The following is an 18,208-nucleotide window of genomic DNA, read 5'->3' on the forward strand; positions in this document are numbered from 1 at the left end:
AGATGCTATTTAGGAAAGAGATATGGAACTCAATCCAACAGAAAAAGATAAATTACTTATTTTTACCGCAGGGCTAGTCGCTGAGCGCCGTAAAGCTCGTGGCTTAAAGCTAAATTATCCGGAAGCTATCGCTTTTATTTCTGCTGCTTTGCTTGAAGGGGCACGGGACGGTATGACGGTGAGTGACTTGATGCATTACGGAACAACTTTATTAAAGCGCGAAGATGTGATGGATGGTGTGCCAGAAATGATTGCTGAGGTTCAGGTCGAAGCAACTTTTCCTGATGGCTCGAAGTTAGTCACTGTTCATCAGCCAATCGTATAAAAGGAGCGTTTATGATCCCTGGTGAAATCATTACTCCAGATGCAGACATTGAGCTGAATGTTGGGCGACAAACTTTAAAAATTGTAGTTGCTAATATTGGTGATCGACCTATTCAGGTGGGTTCTCATTTTCATTTTTATGAAGCAAATGATGCACTACAGTTTGACCGAGAAACAGCGAAAGGCTTTCGATTAAATATCGCTGCAGGCACAGCAATACGTTTTGAACCGGGACAAAGTCGAGAAGTAGAGCTTGTTGCTTTAGCGGGGAAGCGAGAAGTATATGGTTTTGCAGGTCGAGTCATGGGCAAGTTGGATTAAACATAACAACGATAATGAAAGAGATGAGTAATAAGTTATGAAAATGTCACGTCGTGCATATGCTGAAATGTTTGGTCCAACGGTTGGAGATCGTATTCGCTTGGCTGATACAGAGCTTTTTATTGAGGTTGAGCAAGATCTAACGACTTATGGTGAAGAAGTTAAGTTTGGCGGTGGCAAAGTCATTCGTGATGGAATGGGGCAATCTCAACTTTTAGCCGATGAAGTTGCCGACACTGTGATTACCAATGCTTTGATTGTAGATTGGTGGGGGATTGTAAAGGCGGATGTTGGCTTAAAAAATGGTCGAATCTGGAAAATAGGGAAAGCAGGAAATCCTGATATTCAACCTGACATTACCATTCCTTTAGGTGCTGCAACAGAAGTGATTGCGGGTGAAGGGCAAATTTTAACGGCAGGTGGTATTGATACTCACATTCACTGGATTTGCCCACAGCAAGTTGAAACTGCACTTATGTCGGGTACAACAACAATGGTGGGTGGTGGTACGGGACCAGCGGCTGGAACTTCGGCAACGACAGTGACTCCGGGGCCTTGGCATATTGCGACCATGTTGCAAGCCATTGATGATTTACCTATGAACATTGGACTGTTAGGCAAAGGTAATTTGAGTTTGCCAGACCCAATTCGTGAGCAAATTAAAGCTGGAGTAATTGGGTTAAAACTACATGAAGACTGGGGCTCAACACCAGCAGCCATTGATAACTGTTTGAGTGTGGCAGATGAGTTTGATGTGCAGGTTGCAATTCATACAGATACTTTAAATGAAGGTGGTTTTTTAGAAGAGACTCTGGCTGCATTTAAAGATCGCACGATTCATACGTACCATACCGAAGGTGCGGGTGGTGGGCATGCACCTGACATTTTAAAGGCAATTGGGCAAAGTAATGTGTTGCCATCTTCAACTAATCCAACGCGACCTTATACCATTAATACTATTGATGAGCATTTAGATATGCTCATGGTTTGCCATCACTTAGACCCGGCAATTGCTGAAGATATCGCTTTTGCTGAAAGTCGTATTCGCCGTGAAACCATCGCTGCTGAAGATATTCTGCAAGATTTAGGCGCCATTGCCATGATGTCCTCTGACTCTCAGGCGATGGGTCGTGTGGGTGAAGTAATTATACGTACTTGGCAAACTGCTCATAAAATGAAAATTCAACGTGGTCCTTTAGAGGGTGATAATGATTTTCATGATAACAATCGCGTTAAACGCTACATTGCCAAATATACAATTAACCCAGCCATTACCCATGGTTTAAGTCATGAAATCGGTTCGGTTGAAGTTGGAAAACTTGCTGATTTAGTGTTATGGAAGCCTGCATTTTTTGGTGTGAAACCTTCCATGATTATTAAAGGTGGCATGATTGCAGCGGCACCGATGGGTGACATTAATGCTTCAATTCCGACACCTCAACCCGTGCATTATCGCCCAATGTTTGGGGCTTATCCGCGTGGTGTACATAACACCTGTATTACCTTTTTATCTCAAGCAGCAATCGATGAAAAAGTTGCTGAGAAGCTAAATCTTAAAAAGTTAATTAGTCCATGTAAAAACACTCGTTCAATTACCAAAGCCGATATGAAGCACAACACATATTGTCCAGTCATGCATGTTCATCCTGAAACTTATGAGGTGCGGGCTGATGGTGAATTATTAACGTGTGAACCTGCAGACGTATTACCCATGGCACAGCGTTATTTCTTATTTTGATGAATTTTATAGAGATGATATGTCTTATTACTCTAGATATGAAAGAAATAAATAAGGAGAGAAAAGCTAAATGAAAATCTATACCCAACGACTTGAAGATATTTCTCCTGATCAGGCATTTGAAACGGTTGAACTGACTTTTGATACCCGCCAAAAATCCCGCTTTCGAGCGGCTTTAGCTAGTGGCATCGATATTGGTGCGGATTTACCGCGTACTGGCATTTTGCGTAGTGGCTCATATATTGCAACGCAAGAGGGTGATGTATTACGTGTCGATGCCAAGCCTGAGCGATTAATGCAAGTCACTGCTCAAACCGATTTTGATTTGCTTAAAGCTGCCTATCACTTAGGTAATAGACATGTACCATTAATGTTGACCTCTACAGCTTTGTATTTTGAGCCTGATCATGTGCTTGCAGAAATGGTAGAAGGTTTAGGACTTACGGTGACTGAAACCGATCATCCGTTTGAACCTGAAAGCGGTGCCTATGCACAGCATAGCCATGACCATCGTTTAAGCCCAATCAAAGCTTTACATCATGTCCATTCATAGTGCCGCGCAATTACTGCAATTACTGCAATTACTGACACTGTCTTCTACGGCATTGCCAGTTGGGGCGTATTGTTATTCGCAAGGTGTGGAAACGGCAATTGATATTGGCCTAATACATGACGAAACCTCGGCAATTGCTTATTTTGAAGAAGTGCTTGAGATGTTGTTGGTGAGGTTTGAGTTACCCGTATTAAAGCGTCTCATGCAATATCATGATGACTCAGAACAGTTTCTGGTATGGGCAAATTTGTATAAGGCAAGCCGAGAAAGTAAAGAGCTACTTGCTGAATCTCAACAACTCGCATTTTCTTTAAATGCATGGATTAAAGATGTTTTAAAAAAAACGGTTGAGGTTAAAAAGCAGTTTGGTTTTGTGCCTGTCTATGCGCAGCTCTGTGGTCGTTTAGAACTTAAAGAAGAGGATGTGCTTACGGCATATACCTTTACCGTTTTGGAAAATCAGGTTTTAGCAGCCGTAAAAACCGTTCCATTGGGCCAAATGGCAGGACAAAGAATTTTGTGGCATTTGCATGGGCTAGTACCACATGCTGTAGAGAAGGCTTTAAAACTTAAAGATGAGCAATTGAGTAGTGCTTTACCCCGCTATGCCATGCTGAGCATGAAACACGAAACTCAATATTCACGTTTATTCAGATCTTAAAATTAGGAAAAAGGGATAAAAATCATGACAGAACGTAGTCCATTACGAGTCGGAATTGGCGGGCCAGTGGGTTCAGGTAAAACAGCACTTACGCTTAACTTATGCCGTGCCTTGCGTAATAAATACAATATGGCTGTGGTGACAAATGATATTTACACCAAAGAAGATTCAAACTTTTTAACCCGTAATGAAGCGATGTCGCCAGATCGTATTGTGGGTGTTGAAACAGGTGGTTGTCCGCATACGGCAATTCGTGAAGATGCTTCAATTAACTTGGCTGCAATTGATGATTTGTGTGAAAAATTCGAAGGCTTAGAACTTATTATCATTGAAAGTGGTGGTGATAATTTGGCAGCGACATTTAGCCCTGAACTTTCTGATCTAACTTTATATGTGATCGATGTGGCTGGTGGTGAAAAAATTCCTCGTAAAGGTGGCCCGGGTATTACCAAGTCAGATTTACTCATTATTAATAAAACTGACCTTGCGCCAATGGTAGGTGCAAACCTTGATGTCATGGACCAAGATGCGAAACGCATGCGCGGAGAAAAACCCTTCTTATTTTCAAACATGAAAACACAAGATGGGCTTGAAGAAATTATTCAGTTTATTGAGAAACAAGGGCTATTTAAAGCTTAAGGAGAGATTATGGACTTCATGAAAAAATGGAGTGTGGCACTCCTTTCATTTTTGCCAGCTCTTGCAATGGCCCATCCGGGACATGACCATGCACATTCTGGTTTTATGGCAGGCTTTATTCATCCGTTTACCGGTCTAGATCATTTAGTCATGGCTTTAGGTTTTGGTGTTTTGTTGTGGTCAGCGGCTAAACAGTGGAAGATTGCTGGAGTCATTGCCTTAAGTATTACCTTAATTGTAGGGTTCTTAGTAGGTGCTCAAGGTTTGGTACCAGTTAATATAGCTGAATACGGCATTGTTGCTTCTTTAGTTATTACAGCAATTGCCCTATGGACAAAATCCAATAAAGTTTTACCAATTGCCGCGGCATTACTTGCAAGCTTCCATGGCATGGCTCATGGTGTTGAGTTAGCACATGCGGGGCATATTGTTGCATTAGTAACAGGTATGGTTGCTGGTATGGCGCTCATCTATTCGGGTGGATTGGTGTTGGGTGTTGTGCTTACCCGATATGTGCCATATGGCAAAAAAATTGTTGGCGCCTGTGCAGCAGTTGTTGCAGTGATTGGCTTAAGCTAACTAAAGTTTTGCAAAGAAAAAGGTAGCTTTAAGCTACCTTTTTTATTCGTTTACTTTCTGGTAAAGCCCCGCGTGAACTGTACCCGCTTTAGTGGTTTTAATTTGTTGCCATGTTGCTTGAAGATGAAGCTGAGATAAATCTCGGTCAGCTTCAACATAAATATATCCATTTTTTTTAATATGAGGCTCGGCCAAGTTCGAGAGTTCTTGCCATAAATCAAGACTATAAGGTGGATCTAAAAAAACCACATCGAACTGTTCTTTTAAGCGGGGTAGAGCTTGTTGAGCCGTTGCATTAATTAGATGACAGTTTTGGGCTTTTAATAGTTCAATATTATCTTTTAAAAATCGTGCCTGAGTTTTGTCGGGTTCAATCATATAAACTGATGCAGCACCACGTGACAGAGCTTCAAAACCTAATGCACCAGAGCCTGTACAGATGTCGAGAACTTGAGCGTTTTGAATATCCCACATGAGCCAGTTAAATAGAGTTTCGCGTACTCTATCTGGGGTTGGACGTAAGCCATCAATGCTAGCGAAAGGAAGTACTCGTCTTTTCCATTCGCCGCCAATTATACGTAATTGATTTTTCATTATTCATCGGCCTCATTGGTAGCAGGACGAGCAGGAGCAGCTTGCGGTGTTGATGCTGCTGGTTTGTTAGTGGTAGCTGTAGCCGATGCTGGACCAGAACTTTCACCGCCGCTTGGAAGTTCACCTGGTTTAATTCCTGCTGTCATTAGCCCGCCATTGACTTGGTGATTTGCTGGACGAATCGGGTTTTTCTTACGAGTTAATAGCCAGTAATCAAAGACAGGTCTTGCAAGTTGAGCAGCTGAACCACCATGACGACCATTTTCCCAAATGACTGCAATCGCAATTTCAGGTTTTTCGGCAGGGGCAAATCCAACGAATAAACCATGGTCAAGTTGACGTTCACTCAAAGCTGCTTCGTTATAGCGTTTACCCTGTGCAATACTCTTAACCTGTGCTGTACCTGTTTTCCCTGCAATTTGGTAGAGGGGAGTACGAATACCGCGGCCAGTACCTGACTGAATTACATCAATCATGGCATCACGCATTTGAATCCAGTCTTCATCCGTGCCGTTGAATTTGATTTTGCCATCAGGCGCATTACGTACTGTAAATGGTTTTGCACCATGCGTTGCGCGTAAAACATGAGGCGTTACATGAGAACCATGATTTGCCGTAATTGCTGTTGCCATCGCAAGCTGTAATGGAGTGGCTGTAAACGCGCCTTGACCAATACTGACAGAAATAGTTTCGCCCTTCATCCATTTCGCTTTACGCGTACGCATTTTCCATTCAGGACTTGGATAAAGGCCTTCACTTTCACTTGGTAAATCGACACCTGTTTTTTGACCAAATCCAAATTGGCGCATCCATTGGTTCATTTGATCAATACCCATTTGATGGGCAAGAATATAAAAATAGGTATCACAGGATTGCACAATCGCTTTATGCATATTCACGATGCCATGACCAGATTTCTTCCAGTCACGGAACTTATGTGAATCACCAGGTAGATGGAAATAACCAGGATCAGAAATTGCTGTTGACCAGTCTACAATACTGTAGTGTAGGCCACCCATTGCTTCCATTGGTTTAATGGTAGAACCAGGGGGATATACACCCTGCACAGCACGGTTATAAAGAGGTTGGTCTAAATTATCGCGTAGTGAACTGTAGTCAGTATGACTAATTCCGGTTACAAACAAATTAGGGTTAAAACTTGGACTAGACACTAAAGCTAGAATTTCACCTGTACGAGGATCAATAGCGACAATAGCTCCACGACGACCTGCGAGCTGCTGAGAAGCGACAACTTGTAAACCGTAATCTAAAGATAAATAGAGGTCGTTACCGCGAGTAGGGTCTTTACGACCTAAATGACGTAATACATTGCTATGTGCATCTGCTTCAACAGATTCATAACCCGGTGTTCCATGCAGTAGGTCTTCATAGCTTTTCTCAACACCAATTTTTCCAATTAGGTTGGTCCCAGCATATAAGTCTTTATCAATACTTTTTAATTCTTTATCGTTGATACGCCCGACATAGCCAATTACATGAGCAAATAACTCACCGTGTGGATAATAGCGAGTCATTTGTGTCTCGATTCTAACACCCGGAAACTTATATTTGGCTTCACTAAATTTAGCAATATTGGCTTCAGTTAGATTAAGTTTAATCGCGACGCGTTCAGTTTTACGGGCAGTTTTTATACGGCTTTTAAAACGGTCAATATCTTCTTGCGTTAAATCTAAAATAGGCTGTAATTGCTCGATGACACTATCAACATCTTCTACATCTGTTTTACTTAAAGTTGCTGTAAAAACAGGATAGTTATCTGCTAGTAATACACCGTTTCTGTCATAGATATAACCACGAGCAGGTGGAAGTGGTTGCAAGCGAATTCGGTTTTTGTCAGATGCAGTCGAGAATTCGTCGTAGTGAAAAATTTGTAGATAAGCGTATCGGCTAATTAAAACTAATAAACAGATGGTCACGATCCCTACGGCAAAAAAGATACGACCTCGATAAATGCGCTTTTCTTGCTGGATATCTTTTAAAGGAAAGTGCTGTTTCATAAGGATCGACTTAATGACATAGGGTAGAAAAATAGCTGCTTATTCTAACGCAAGAGCACTTAAAATATTGCATAATTTTCAAAGTTTCATTGCATTTTAATAAGATACTTTTTGACTTTGCAGACAACAAAATTGTAGATACTTGTATATAAGAAGCAAAATAATTCTGTTAAAGTCTCTCATTCAATAGAATAGGGTTGTTCTCACCATACGATTAGGGAAAATGGAGAAAATAATGAGAAAAATTTATCCCTTACTTGCAGTTTTGACGGTAAGTAATTGGGCCCATGCTCAAGACTACTCGTTTCTTCCAGAAGCAAAATTAGCAGATCATAAAGCATCTACTTGGAATGTGGGCGCCGGAGTTACTCAAAAATTATTACATCTTAACGGTGAATGGGTAAACCCGTATGGGATTGCTTATGCGAAAGCCGGCGCATTTTTGAATGGTGACAAAACCGCTGGTGGTCAAGTTGGTTTTAGATATCCTTATTATCTTACTGGCACAGACAAAAATGGTTACTATATCGGTTTCTATGCTGGTCATCTTGATAGTAAAGAGGTTGATGGTGATTTTAAATCCCGTTTAGGTGCGGGTGTTGATTTGGCCTATGTGTGGTTAAATTCAGAAAGAATTAGCACTTTTAGTGTGGGTATCGGTGCGGCTGAAAAATTAACCGACCAGAACGGAAATGTTGCTGCAGATACGAAACCACAAATTCAATTTTCTTATTCTCTAAGTTTTGGTTTATAAAACAAAGCAGTTTATCGTTAACTCGCCATAAGCAGAGCACAAATAAATACGAGAGTCTTACATGTTAGAGTACGTCAGTGGATTGTGGCAGACCTTTTTACACAGACCTGATTTTTGGGCCGTTTTGAGTATTATTCCCGTAACGGCTTTTGTCACATGGGCACATGTGTGGATGGCTTTAAAAATGGTATTTTACCCAATTAAATTTTGGGGATTCCATTTAGGACCCTTGCCAGTAGGTTGGCAAGGTATTGTGCCACGTAAAGCAGGACGTATCTCTGGGATTATTACCGATAACACTTTATCTAAATTGGGTTCATTGCGTGAATTTTTAGAAGCAATGGATCCTGAAGATATGGCGCGTATTATTGGTGAACAAGTCGGTTTTGAACTTGAACATCTTATTGATGAAGTCATGATCGATCGTAATGCTGTGCTTTGGGAAAATCTACCTTATTCAATTAAACGCCGTATTTATGCTCAAGCACATAAGCAATTGCCGGGTGTGTTAAAAGAATTAGTGACTGAGCTGACCATGAATGTAGAGTCACTGGTTAACATGCGTGAAATGGTCGTGAGCCAGATGGAAGGTGATCGCCGTTTAATGGTACGTATGTTCTTAAAGGTTGGTCAAAAAGAAATTAACTTTATTTGGCATATTAGTGCACTGATTGGCATGTTCTTTGGTATTTTCCAAATGGTGGTTTGGTTTGTAGTACCATGGCACTGGACAGTACCATTTTGGGCTGCAATTTGGGGCTTTTTAACTAACTGGATCGCAATCTGGATGGTGTTTAACCCAATTGAGCCACATTATATTCGTTATCCACAGATTTTTAGATTAACAAAAGATCGTAAGTTCCCATGGATTGTACCAGTTCTTCGAATTGGGACTTATAATGTCCAAGGCGCTTTTATGAAGCGTCAAGAGGAAGTCTCTGATGTGTTTTCGAGCGTAGTCACAGAAGATTTAATTACGTTAAAATCGATTATGACCGAAATGATGTACGGACCGCGTAAAGATAAAACGCGCCGCATTGTTAAGCGTCATATTAACGAAATCATGGAAACCCCGTTAGTTCGCACTTCTTTACAGCTTTCTTTAGGGCCAAGAGAGTACGCAAGATTAAAGACGGACTTGATTGATCGTTCAATTGAAATTACGATGGGACCCGTATGTGACCCAGCACTGAACGCAAGCCGGGCACAGAAGATTTTTCAAATGTTTAAAGAGCGTATTCGTGAACTAACACCAAAAGAATTTCAGAATTTATTACGTCCTGCATTTCAGGAGGATGAGTGGATTCTTATTGTACTAGGTGGGGTAACCGGATTTATTGCTGGTACAATACATTTGTTTGTGGCTTTCTTATAATTCGATGTCAGGCAGGATCTATTGAAGATTAACGAGACTTTTTCTGCCGGACTTCATATTCATTGTTTTAAATGAGGATGTTTTTTATGCGCATTATTTTACTCGGACCACCTGGAGCAGGCAAAGGGACTCAGGCTCAGTTGATCTGTAAGCGCTACAATGTCCCACAAATTTCAACCGGTGATATGCTCCGTGCTGCGATTCGTGAAGGTACTGAATTAGGTCTAAAAGCTAAAAGTGTAATGGAATCTGGTGGTTTGGTTTCAGATGAACTTATTATCGGTTTAGTAAAAGAACGTATTGCTCAACCTGACTGTGCAAATGGCTGCATTTTCGATGGTTTCCCACGTACTATTCCACAAGCTGAAGCTTTGGAAAAAGAAGGGATTAGCATCGATCACGTGATTGAAATTGATGTTCCTGATGAAGAAATCGTAAAACGTCTTTCTGGTCGTCGTCAGCATCCAGCTTCTGGCCGTGTTTATCATACTGTATACAATCCACCTAAAGTGGAAGGTAAAGATGATGAAACTGGTGAAGATCTTGTTCAACGTCCAGATGACCAAGAAGAAACAATCCGTAAGCGTTTAGCGTCTTATCACACTGAAACAGAGCAATTGGTTGGTTTCTACCAAGGCCGTGCTGCTTCTGGTGAAAATGCTCCAACTTATGACAAGCTTGATGGCTTGCGTACAATTGAAGATGTACAAAAAGATTTGTTCAACATCTTAGACAAATAATTTTTTTCTATAAAAAAAACTGCCCAGTGGTTCCACTGGGCAGTTTTTTTTATATTAATAATAATTGACGACATAATGTGTCGCACTATGTAATAATAGTATGTTAAATTAAATTTAAAACATTTATAGTGTGTTTGATTGTATAAACCAAGACATTGAAATTAAAAAATTATTTTAAAGGGTTAATTATGTTGCTGATGATTCAATCTGATCAGGTGGAACAGATTATTCCAGATGCAAGTTCAGCGAAATCAGCTAAAAAACTAGCGAAATTTGAAGCGTGGAATAATATCTCAGGTTCAGTTGATCAATGGATTTGGGGGGAAATTCAAGGTAGCTCAATTTATCAAAGTGCAATTTTTTTACCCGAACTAAAGTGTGAATGTAGTTGCCCGAGTTTTAAGCGGCCTTGTAAACATGCTTTGGCATTATTATTTGTCTATACCGAGTATAAAGATAAATTTATTGTGCAAACGGATGAACAAAATATACCTGAGCGAGTACAGAAATGGCGTGATAAAAAAAACAAATCACTTGAAAAGAAAGAAAATAAAGTCAATAAGCCTATTGATGAAGAAGCTCGACTCAAACGCCAATTAGCGCGTGAGAAAAAAATGGATGCCGGGATTGATGCATTGCAAACATGGCTAAATGATGTTGTAAATCTAGGACTAGGACGATTACGCCAACAACAACACGATAAATTCAGGGATATTCAAAGCCGTTTAGTAGATGCTCAAGTTGCAGGTTTGGTGAGTTATTTAGATGAATTTTCTAGTGCTTTGTATCAAGCCAACTGGCAAATAGAAAGTTCATTCTGGTTGGCTAAATTACAAACAGCTGTTCATTTATGGCAGAATCGTCATTGCCTTAAACCTGAGCTTTATGAAGAGGTAAAACAGTTATTTGGTATTAATTTGCCAGCTGATATATGGGATAACATACCAGTTCATAAATTTGATCTGTACGCTTTAGGACAAGTAACACAGGAGTTGGTGAATACTCGTGGACGTTATCGTCGTCAATGGTTATGGGATAGTCAGAACCTACGTGATTATTTGATACTGGATTTTGAAATACCTCCTCATTCAAGTTTTGGAGTGACCTTACCTTATCAAAAACAATTGGCTTTAAATGCCAAGCTTTATCCAGTGATAAGCCAACAACGTCTTCGTTTAGAAGATAATTTAATGTCGTTCAATAATTTGAGCCTAACGCTGGTTGCGCCAAAAGGCTTTAAAAATTTTGATCAAGCATTTACTCAATATGCGAATGGCTTAAAACAATATCCTTTGCAGTTAGTACGCTTTTTTTGGCTAGAGCAATTGCACTTAGTCAAACATGACAAAGTAATTTATTTGGTCGATCAGGATCAAAAGATGTGTGAAATTGAGATTAAACAATTTGTTGAGTTGTGGTTTTTAGTGGGGGCAGAGCCATTCAGCGCTGGTGTAGAGTGGGATGGATTACAACTAAAACTCGTTAGTATTTGGCAAGGAGGGCAATTTGAATGTCTTTAACTCCATCATACAGTGAGTTTAACCAGCAATTACTGCTCAAATTGACGCTAGGACAGCAATTTAAACAGACTGTAAAAGTTCCTAATGAATTGCAAGCTTATGTGTCTCAGCAAATTGATTCAGTCCAAGACTTATTAGTTTTGAATCAATATTGGGTGCTCATGCAACAAGCCGGTTATCAAGCGCAAGGTGTACCTGAAACATTACAAAAAAATATTACTGAGATTGATCGGATAGAACATGAAAAGCCATTGGATTATGAGCTTGTTCAAATTTTGAAATGGGTTGTTGCACAAGAGTCGCCATTTTTATATCAGGATTGGGTTAATCAAATTTTAAAACTTGCTCAACAACAGCAGCAAGTGATTCCACGTTATTTGGTGTTGAAAGTTTTACCACTGTGTCGGAACCCAGTGTTATTGGCCACTATTCTACCTGAGTTCGCATTTCAAGGTGATGTTACAACACGTGTGGATGATGCGAAAAGGGTATGGAAATATTTGAAACAACAAGATTCATCGTCATTAATCCGTCAATTGTTGAAATCAAAAAATAGTGATTGGTCCTTACTGATGAGCCAATTGTGCAGTCAATTACCAGACTTTATTAACCAGCATATTGCGGAATTCTGGTCACAATCTATTCAGAAAAATCATTTGCAAAGTCATGCTGAAAGTCTAGTGACATATAACATGCCAGTAACCCAATTTGAAGCTTTATACCAGCATGTGAAAACACTAGAACCCCAGAATGCAGCGACAGTACGCAATAATGCAGCATTAAGCTTTTATTTATATTATCAAGATAATACCCTCTATAACGAGGTTATGGCGCTACTGCGTGCATGTTTGAGCTACGATGTTCAAGCCAGAAAAGTTAAATTCAACATTAACTTAGATCAAGATGATGCATTGAATGATTATGGTTTCTTTGATCGAGAAGCAAATTTGGTTGAAAGCCGTAAAAGTTTAAAAACGGCTTACCAAAGTTCTCAAGTCGAACAGGCTTATCAGGAGTTTTGTGAAAGTTCAAAGGGCGTACTTTATCTCAAAAGAATTTTAATCCAATTACCATTTGCCTATTGGTTAGAATTATTTGGTACTTTGGATCATTTATTTTCATTACATTCGCGACAAAAAGATTCACTGTGGAGCGCATTTATTTTGTGCTGTTACCGAGAGCAGCGCCGTGATCTAGCTTTATGGTTTTATCAACATCAGACCAAATGGTGTGAAGCTGTGACAATATCAACTGGAAGCAGGATCGAGCGTGAGACAATCTTTGGTTTGCTAGATCAGGAGCCAGCAAGCAAATTATTATTAGAACAACTTGAGTCCTATTATCGAAATCAAGATTTAGAACATTTTTGGTATGTATTTCAAAGAGCAAAAGTTTTACATCAAGATCAGAAAATTTCAGAAATGGCAGCTGTGTTAATACAACACGCATATGAGACTTTGGACTTGCAGCAGGATCAAAATAAATTTGCATTATTAAAAGAGCATGCACAATGGCTGATTTTGGAAGCTTATCCAATAGACTCCAGTTGTCTACAACCTCTTTTTCCTATTTCTGAATGGAAACAACTTATTCAGTTTATTCAGTATAAACAAAAACTTATTGCTTAATGATCAATGAATCATAAATTAGGATAATCAACATGTCTCAACAAGTTTTACGTGCACGTGCAGAACAACAGTTTTCTCATGAATTAGATGCATTAAAGGCACATGACCATTTAGCAAAACCACCACAATGGCAACTTTCACCGAAAGCTGTTGTAGATTATTTATTGGGGACCACTTTAGCTGATGGGACTGTGATTTCACCTAAATATATTGGTAATCGCCGTTTAATGGAAATTGCAGTGGCAACTTTGGCAACTGACCGAGCATTGTTATTATTAGGGGTGCCGGGTACGGCAAAATCATGGGTATCTGAGCATTTAGCAGCTGCTATTTCTGGAAATAGTGCATTACTGATTCAAGGTACGGCTGGCACTAGTGAAGATACTTTACGTTATAGCTGGAACTATGCACAACTTTTATCTAAAGGTCCTAGTGAAGATGCATTAGTCAAAAGCCCGATGTTGCGCGCGATGCAAGAAGGTAAGATCGCTCGTGTAGAAGAATTAACCCGTATTCCTGCAGATGTTCAAGATACTTTAATCACGTTGCTTTCTGAAAAAAATCTGCCTGTGCCTGAGCTCGGTATTGAGTATCAAGCGATACAAGGTTTTAGTGTGATTGCAACAGCCAATAACCGTGATAAAGGGGTGAATGAACTCTCCTCTGCATTAAAGCGTCGTTTTAATACGGTAATTTTACCGCCGCCTGCCACAATCTCAGAAGAAGTCGAGATCGTACAAAAGCGTGTTCAGTCATTAGGTAAAAGCTTGCAACTTCCTGAGATTCAGCCTTTGGATGCTCAAATTCAAAAACTGGTGACGATTTTTAGAGAGTTGCGTCATGGACAAACTTTAGATGGTAAGCAAAAGCTAAAAACCACTACGGGTACCTTATCAACAGCTGAAGCTATTTCTGTGATGAGTCATGGTTGGGTAATGGCTGGGCATTTTGGTTCAGGTAATTTAACTGACCATGAATTAGCAGCAGGTTTACAGGGTGCTGTATTAAAAGATCCTGTTCAAGATCTTGTGCCTTGGAAAGAATATGTTGAAACTGTGATTAAACAACGCGAGGGTTGGCAAGACCTGTATCGTGCTTGTCGTGACTTAGAATAAAACTCAATAATAAATGACCTCATCCCAATCTTCTCCTTGCAAAGGAGAAGATGTGATCGGAATAAAGGATAGAAAAATGCTGCATATTCTCGGTATTCGTCATCATGGGCCTGGTTCGGCACGTAGTGTATGTAATGCTTTGGCTTCGATTCAACCCGATTGTATTTTGATTGAAGGGCCACCGGATGCCAATCCAATTATTGCCCAATTACAACATGCCGATTTTAAGCCGCCTGTAGCATTGTTGTTGAATACTCCTGTACAAAAAGAAGTACGATCCCAGGCGGTCTTCTATCCTTTTGCTGAGTTTTCACCTGAGTGGCAAGCTTTACAATATGCGTTGCGTCAGCAAGTTGCAGTAGAGTTTATGGATCTACCTTTGCAACATCGTTTTGCATTAGAAAAACAATGGGCAGAACAACGTCTACAGAAAGCTTCGGTGGATGAACAGGTATTAACAGATGAGCAAGAGGTTGAGCTAAATCAGCAAGATGATATTGAGTCAGAATACAATCTGGAACAACATTATCTTTCGATTCGTCGAGATCCAATTCAATTATTGGCTGAACAGTCTGGCTATCAAGATAGTGAACGGTTTTGGGAACATCTAGTCGAACAGCAACCACATGCTGGACAAATGTTTACTGCTATTAGCGATGCGATGGCAGCTTTACGTGATCATTTGCTAAGCCAGCAACCTGAAAATTACAGTAGCGAAGATCAATTGCTGGAGCAGTATCGTGAAGCCTATATGCGCAAAGTGATTAAGCAGGCAGAAAAGCAAGGCTATCAAAATATTGTGGTGATTTGTGGTGCATGGCATGCACCTGTGTTGGCAGATTTAAACGCTCAAATTAAAGCGGATACTGCTTTACTGAAAGGTTTGCCTAAAATCAAAGTTGATGCTGCATGGATTGCATGGACACATGGACGATTGAGTCGAGATAATGGTTATGGCGCAGGTGTACAAGCGGTTGGGTGGTATACCCATCTTTGGAAGCATTACCAACAAGCTTTAGACGGAAATGTTGATGGCGAAAAAATTACCATTGATTGGTTAAGTCAATTTGCCCAAGCCTTACGCCAAGCAGGTCATGACGCCTCTAGTGCCCAAATTATTGATGCGGTACACCTGATCCAATCTTTATTGCAATTACGTGGACGCCGTATCCCTGATTTGGAAGATTTGTTTGAGGTAATTCGCTCGGTCTTGAATCATGGTTTGGATATTCCACAACCGATTTTAGCTAAATTGCTTGAAGATGAGCAATTGGGACAAGTACCTGCTGAATTGATTGAGTTGCCAATTCAAAAAGACTTTTTACAGCAAGTGAAGCATTTTCGCTTAAAACTCGAAGCACCACATCGTGATATTACGCTAGATTTACGTGAAGCATTCGACTTGGCAAAAAGTCAATTTCTACATTGTATTAAATTACTTGGCCTTGCTTGGGCAGAGTTAGCAGGTACAGGTGCGAAGCAAGGGAATTTTAAAGAAATTTGGCAGTTGTCTTGGCAGCCTGAAAGTAGTTTATATCTGAATGAAATGTCATTGTGGGGCAATAGCGTGCAACTTGCTACGCAAAGTTATGTAGAACATCAGATCAAACAATGTGAAGATGTGGGACAAATTGCTCAACTGATTGAAAGCATTTTATTGTCTGGTTTGGACCAAAGCTTAAATTTTGCGTTGGATAAACTGAATGAACTTACCACCAAGCATCAAGACCCAAGTATTATTTTGGCAACTTTAAAGCCATTAATTACCGCAATTCGTTATGGCAGCGTACGTCAGTTTTCGATGCAACATTTGCATCAACTGGTAGAACATTTAGCGATTCGTTTGATGTTGAGTTTGCCAAATTATTGCGTACAACTAAATGCTGAAATGGCCCAGCAGTTTGCTCAACAACTACAAGCCTTATATGAACTTTTAGAACAATTACAACAAGATGAATTATTACAGCTTTGGCAGGAGACCTTGCAACAGTTATTGCAGTTGGAACATATGCAAGGTTATTTGCATGGCTGTTGTGTACGTTTAGCACGAGAACAGCAGTTGATTGATGTGAAACAGACACAGGGATTTCTCTCACGAGCTTTATCGATTGGGCAGACGGCAGACTACAGTGCCGCTTGGTTTGAAGGTTTTCTCACTCATCAAGCTTTGTTATTGATTCATGAGCAAAGCCTTTGGGAAACCGTGAGCCAATGGGTCAATCAATTACAAGAGCAGCAATTTATTGAGTTATTGCCAATTCTGGCGAGAACAGCCTCCAGTTTTAGTCCTGCTGAAGCACAGCAATTAATTCAGAAAGTGACACAAAAAACGACCAAAATCAAACAAGAGGTTGGTGTTTTAGACATCGAACGTGCTCAAACGGTATTAGATGAAATATACACATATTTACAGCCTGTTTCTGTCGAGGTTTAAGTGATGAACATGAATGAAGAACTGATCACTTTAGAACAATCAGATCTTGCGGAACAAGAACGACGTTGGCGTTTGATTTTAGGACAAGTCCCAAATTCGACTTCGCATTTACCGAATTGGTCGATGCAAGATAGTAAGATGCAAGAGTGTTTGAATGAACTTTATCAGACGCAGCAGCCTAATCGTCGAGGTGGTCTTGGGCATTCGAGTCCTCGAGTTGCGCAATGGTTAGGTGATATTCGTCAGTATTTTCCATCCTCGGTAGTGAAAGTCATCCAAAAAGATGCTTTAGAGCGTTTGAATTTACAGCAAATGTTGTTAGAGCCTGAATTGTTGGCGAGTGTTGAGGTTGATATTCATTTGGTTTCAACTTTGATTTCACTCAATCATTTAATGCCTGAAAAAACCAAAGAAACTGCGCGTATCGTGGTACGTCAGTTAGTAGAGCAGCTTGAAAACCGTCTAAAGCAGCCCTTGCAGCAAGCGATTAGAGGGAGTATGAACCGTTCAGCTCATACACGACGTCCTAAACGCATGCAAGATATTAATTGGAAACGCACCATCCAAGCTAATTTAAAGCATTGGCAAGAAGACTTTAAAACGATTATTCCGCATGAATTACATGGGCATCCACGCCAACAAACGGCCTTAAAAGATATTGTACTCTGTGTCGATCAAAGTGGCTCTATGGCTCCCTCAGTGATTTATTCCAGTGTTTTTGCGGCGGTGATGGCAAGTATTCGTGCAGTCAGTACGCAAATGATTGTGTTTGATACCGAGTTAGCTGATTTAACACCTTTACTAGAAGACCCAGTGGATGTGTTATTTGGTACACAGTTGGGTGGGGGAACCGATATTGCTAAAGCGATAAAATACTGCCGTAGTAAAATCACTCGACCAGAAGATACTATTTTTATCCTGATTAGCGATTTGTGTGAAGGTGGTGATGCTAAGCAAATGCTCAAGCAGGTGGCTGAAATGCTAGATAGTGGGGTGCAAGTCATTACGCTACTGGCATTGTCTGATGATGGTGCACCTTGGTACGACACTCAACATGCACAGATCTTTGCTGATATGGGGATTCCAACGTTTGCTTGTACACCTGATCAATTTCCCGAACTAATGGCAACTGCAATTGAAAAACAGGATATTCATGCATGGTATGCAAGCCAACAAAATCTGACATAATAGTAGTTAAAGATTATGTTATGGCAT

The 18,208-nt window shown here is 40.2% G+C and carries 17 protein-coding genes; 15 read left to right on the forward strand and 2 right to left on the reverse strand.

What is annotated here, in order from left to right; all coding sequences use genetic code 11:
- Window positions 1-22 precede the first annotated feature (22 nt).
- The 7 genes from ureA (at window position 23) to AW165_RS07890 (ending at window position 4,815) form a co-directional block, all read left to right on the forward strand.
- On the forward strand, window positions 23-325 hold the full coding sequence (ureA, locus tag AW165_RS07860; protein ID WP_002117495.1) for an urease subunit gamma: 303 nt from the start codon (window positions 23-25) through the stop codon (window positions 323-325).
- An 11-nt stretch (window positions 326-336) separates the two neighbouring features.
- Window positions 337-645, forward strand: a complete 309-nt coding sequence (locus AW165_RS07865) for an urease subunit beta (protein WP_057085645.1) — start codon at window positions 337-339, stop codon at window positions 643-645.
- 37 nt (window positions 646-682) lie between these two features.
- Window positions 683-2,383: an urease subunit alpha gene (ureC, locus tag AW165_RS07870; protein ID WP_060465427.1), complete on the forward strand. Its 1,701-nt coding sequence runs from the start codon at window positions 683-685 to the stop codon at window positions 2,381-2,383.
- 70 nt (window positions 2,384-2,453) lie between these two features.
- Window positions 2,454-2,936, forward strand: a complete 483-nt coding sequence (gene ureE, locus AW165_RS07875; RefSeq protein ID WP_060465428.1) for an urease accessory protein UreE — start codon at window positions 2,454-2,456, stop codon at window positions 2,934-2,936.
- Window positions 2,923-3,597, forward strand: a complete 675-nt coding sequence (locus AW165_RS07880) for an urease accessory protein UreF (RefSeq protein WP_060465429.1) — start codon at window positions 2,923-2,925, stop codon at window positions 3,595-3,597. Before ureE ends, AW165_RS07880 begins: the two co-directional genes overlap by 14 nt.
- Window positions 3,598-3,621: 24 nt before the next feature.
- Entirely contained in the window at window positions 3,622-4,236 is a 615-nt protein-coding gene (gene ureG, locus AW165_RS07885; protein WP_032037243.1) for an urease accessory protein UreG, read from the forward strand.
- Between the two features lie 9 nt (window positions 4,237-4,245).
- Window positions 4,246-4,815, forward strand: coding sequence for a HupE/UreJ family protein (locus tag AW165_RS07890; RefSeq protein ID WP_060465430.1), 570 nt, complete (start codon window positions 4,246-4,248; stop codon window positions 4,813-4,815).
- Window positions 4,816-4,857: 42 nt separating this feature from the next.
- Here the strand turns inward: AW165_RS07890 and rsmD are convergent, their stop codons facing one another.
- Together rsmD and mrdA are read right to left on the reverse strand one after the other, a co-directional pair.
- On the reverse strand, window positions 4,858-5,409 hold the full coding sequence (gene rsmD, locus AW165_RS07895; RefSeq protein WP_060465431.1) for a 16S rRNA (guanine(966)-N(2))-methyltransferase RsmD: 552 nt from the start codon (window positions 5,407-5,409) through the stop codon (window positions 4,858-4,860).
- Window positions 5,409-7,427: a penicillin-binding protein 2 gene (gene mrdA / locus AW165_RS07900; RefSeq protein WP_002117576.1), complete on the reverse strand. Its 2,019-nt coding sequence runs from the start codon at window positions 7,425-7,427 to the stop codon at window positions 5,409-5,411. Before mrdA ends, rsmD begins: the two co-directional genes overlap by 1 nt.
- A 235-nt stretch (window positions 7,428-7,662) precedes the next feature.
- Here mrdA and AW165_RS07905 point away from each other — a divergent pair, with 235 nt between their 5' ends.
- From AW165_RS07905 to AW165_RS07940, 8 genes are all read left to right on the forward strand, one after another.
- The gene (locus AW165_RS07905; RefSeq protein ID WP_032054884.1) at window positions 7,663-8,181 is read left to right on the forward strand and encodes a hypothetical protein; all 519 of its coding nucleotides are present in this window, start codon (window positions 7,663-7,665) and stop codon (window positions 8,179-8,181) included.
- A 61-nt stretch (window positions 8,182-8,242) separates the two neighbouring features.
- Entirely contained in the window at window positions 8,243-9,556 is a 1,314-nt protein-coding gene (locus AW165_RS07910; protein ID WP_005070566.1) for a membrane protein, read from the forward strand.
- An 86-nt stretch (window positions 9,557-9,642) separates the two neighbouring features.
- Window positions 9,643-10,296, forward strand: a complete 654-nt coding sequence (gene adk / locus AW165_RS07915) for an adenylate kinase (protein ID WP_002117671.1) — start codon at window positions 9,643-9,645, stop codon at window positions 10,294-10,296.
- Between the two features lie 188 nt (window positions 10,297-10,484).
- Window positions 10,485-11,816 (forward strand): SWIM zinc finger family protein, encoded by a 1,332-nt coding sequence (locus AW165_RS07920; protein WP_060465432.1) that lies wholly within the window; start codon window positions 10,485-10,487, stop codon window positions 11,814-11,816.
- Window positions 11,807-13,444, forward strand: coding sequence for a hypothetical protein (locus tag AW165_RS07925; protein ID WP_060465433.1), 1,638 nt, complete (start codon window positions 11,807-11,809; stop codon window positions 13,442-13,444). Before AW165_RS07920 ends, AW165_RS07925 begins: the two co-directional genes overlap by 10 nt.
- Before the next feature lie 32 nt (window positions 13,445-13,476).
- On the forward strand, window positions 13,477-14,559 hold the full coding sequence (locus tag AW165_RS07930) for an ATP-binding protein (RefSeq protein ID WP_060465434.1): 1,083 nt from the start codon (window positions 13,477-13,479) through the stop codon (window positions 14,557-14,559).
- A gap of 76 nt (window positions 14,560-14,635) precedes the next feature.
- Window positions 14,636-16,993, forward strand: a complete 2,358-nt coding sequence (locus AW165_RS07935; protein WP_060465435.1) for a DUF5682 family protein — start codon at window positions 14,636-14,638, stop codon at window positions 16,991-16,993.
- Window positions 16,994-16,996: 3 nt separating this feature from the next.
- Complete coding sequence (locus AW165_RS07940; RefSeq protein WP_060465436.1) at window positions 16,997-18,181, forward strand: VWA domain-containing protein; 1,185 nt, start codon at window positions 16,997-16,999, stop codon at window positions 18,179-18,181.
- Window positions 18,182-18,208 lie beyond the last annotated feature (27 nt).

The sequence above is a fragment of the Acinetobacter sp. LMB-5 genome, assembly GCF_001541635.1.
Taxonomy (GTDB): domain Bacteria; phylum Pseudomonadota; class Gammaproteobacteria; order Pseudomonadales; family Moraxellaceae; genus Acinetobacter; species Acinetobacter pittii.

Bases quoted from the DNA above. Each gene is read 5' to 3' on its own strand.
- ureG (WP_032037243.1), top strand. From the start codon at position 3,622: ATGACAGAACGTAGTCCATTACGAGTCGGAATTGGCGGGCCAGTGGGT.
- AW165_RS07930 (WP_060465434.1), top strand. From the start codon at position 13,477: ATGTCTCAACAAGTTTTACGTGCACGTGCAGAACAACAGTTTTCTCAT.
- rsmD (WP_060465431.1), bottom strand. From the start codon at position 5,409: ATGAAAAATCAATTACGTATAATTGGCGGCGAATGGAAAAGACGAGTA.
- ureC (WP_060465427.1), top strand. From the start codon at position 683: ATGAAAATGTCACGTCGTGCATATGCTGAAATGTTTGGTCCAACGGTT.
- AW165_RS07935 (WP_060465435.1), top strand. From the start codon at position 14,636: ATGCTGCATATTCTCGGTATTCGTCATCATGGGCCTGGTTCGGCACGT.
- AW165_RS07905 (WP_032054884.1), top strand. From the start codon at position 7,663: ATGAGAAAAATTTATCCCTTACTTGCAGTTTTGACGGTAAGTAATTGG.
- AW165_RS07890 (WP_060465430.1), top strand. From the start codon at position 4,246: ATGGACTTCATGAAAAAATGGAGTGTGGCACTCCTTTCATTTTTGCCA.
- AW165_RS07925 (WP_060465433.1), top strand. From the start codon at position 11,807: ATGTCTTTAACTCCATCATACAGTGAGTTTAACCAGCAATTACTGCTC.
- mrdA (WP_002117576.1), bottom strand. From the start codon at position 7,427: ATGAAACAGCACTTTCCTTTAAAAGATATCCAGCAAGAAAAGCGCATT.
- AW165_RS07910 (WP_005070566.1), top strand. From the start codon at position 8,243: ATGTTAGAGTACGTCAGTGGATTGTGGCAGACCTTTTTACACAGACCT.
- AW165_RS07940 (WP_060465436.1), top strand. From the start codon at position 16,997: ATGAACATGAATGAAGAACTGATCACTTTAGAACAATCAGATCTTGCG.
- AW165_RS07920 (WP_060465432.1), top strand. From the start codon at position 10,485: ATGTTGCTGATGATTCAATCTGATCAGGTGGAACAGATTATTCCAGAT.
- AW165_RS07865 (WP_057085645.1), top strand. From the start codon at position 337: ATGATCCCTGGTGAAATCATTACTCCAGATGCAGACATTGAGCTGAAT.
- ureA (WP_002117495.1), top strand. From the start codon at position 23: ATGGAACTCAATCCAACAGAAAAAGATAAATTACTTATTTTTACCGCA.
- ureE (WP_060465428.1), top strand. From the start codon at position 2,454: ATGAAAATCTATACCCAACGACTTGAAGATATTTCTCCTGATCAGGCA.
- adk (WP_002117671.1), top strand. From the start codon at position 9,643: ATGCGCATTATTTTACTCGGACCACCTGGAGCAGGCAAAGGGACTCAG.
- AW165_RS07880 (WP_060465429.1), top strand. From the start codon at position 2,923: ATGTCCATTCATAGTGCCGCGCAATTACTGCAATTACTGCAATTACTG.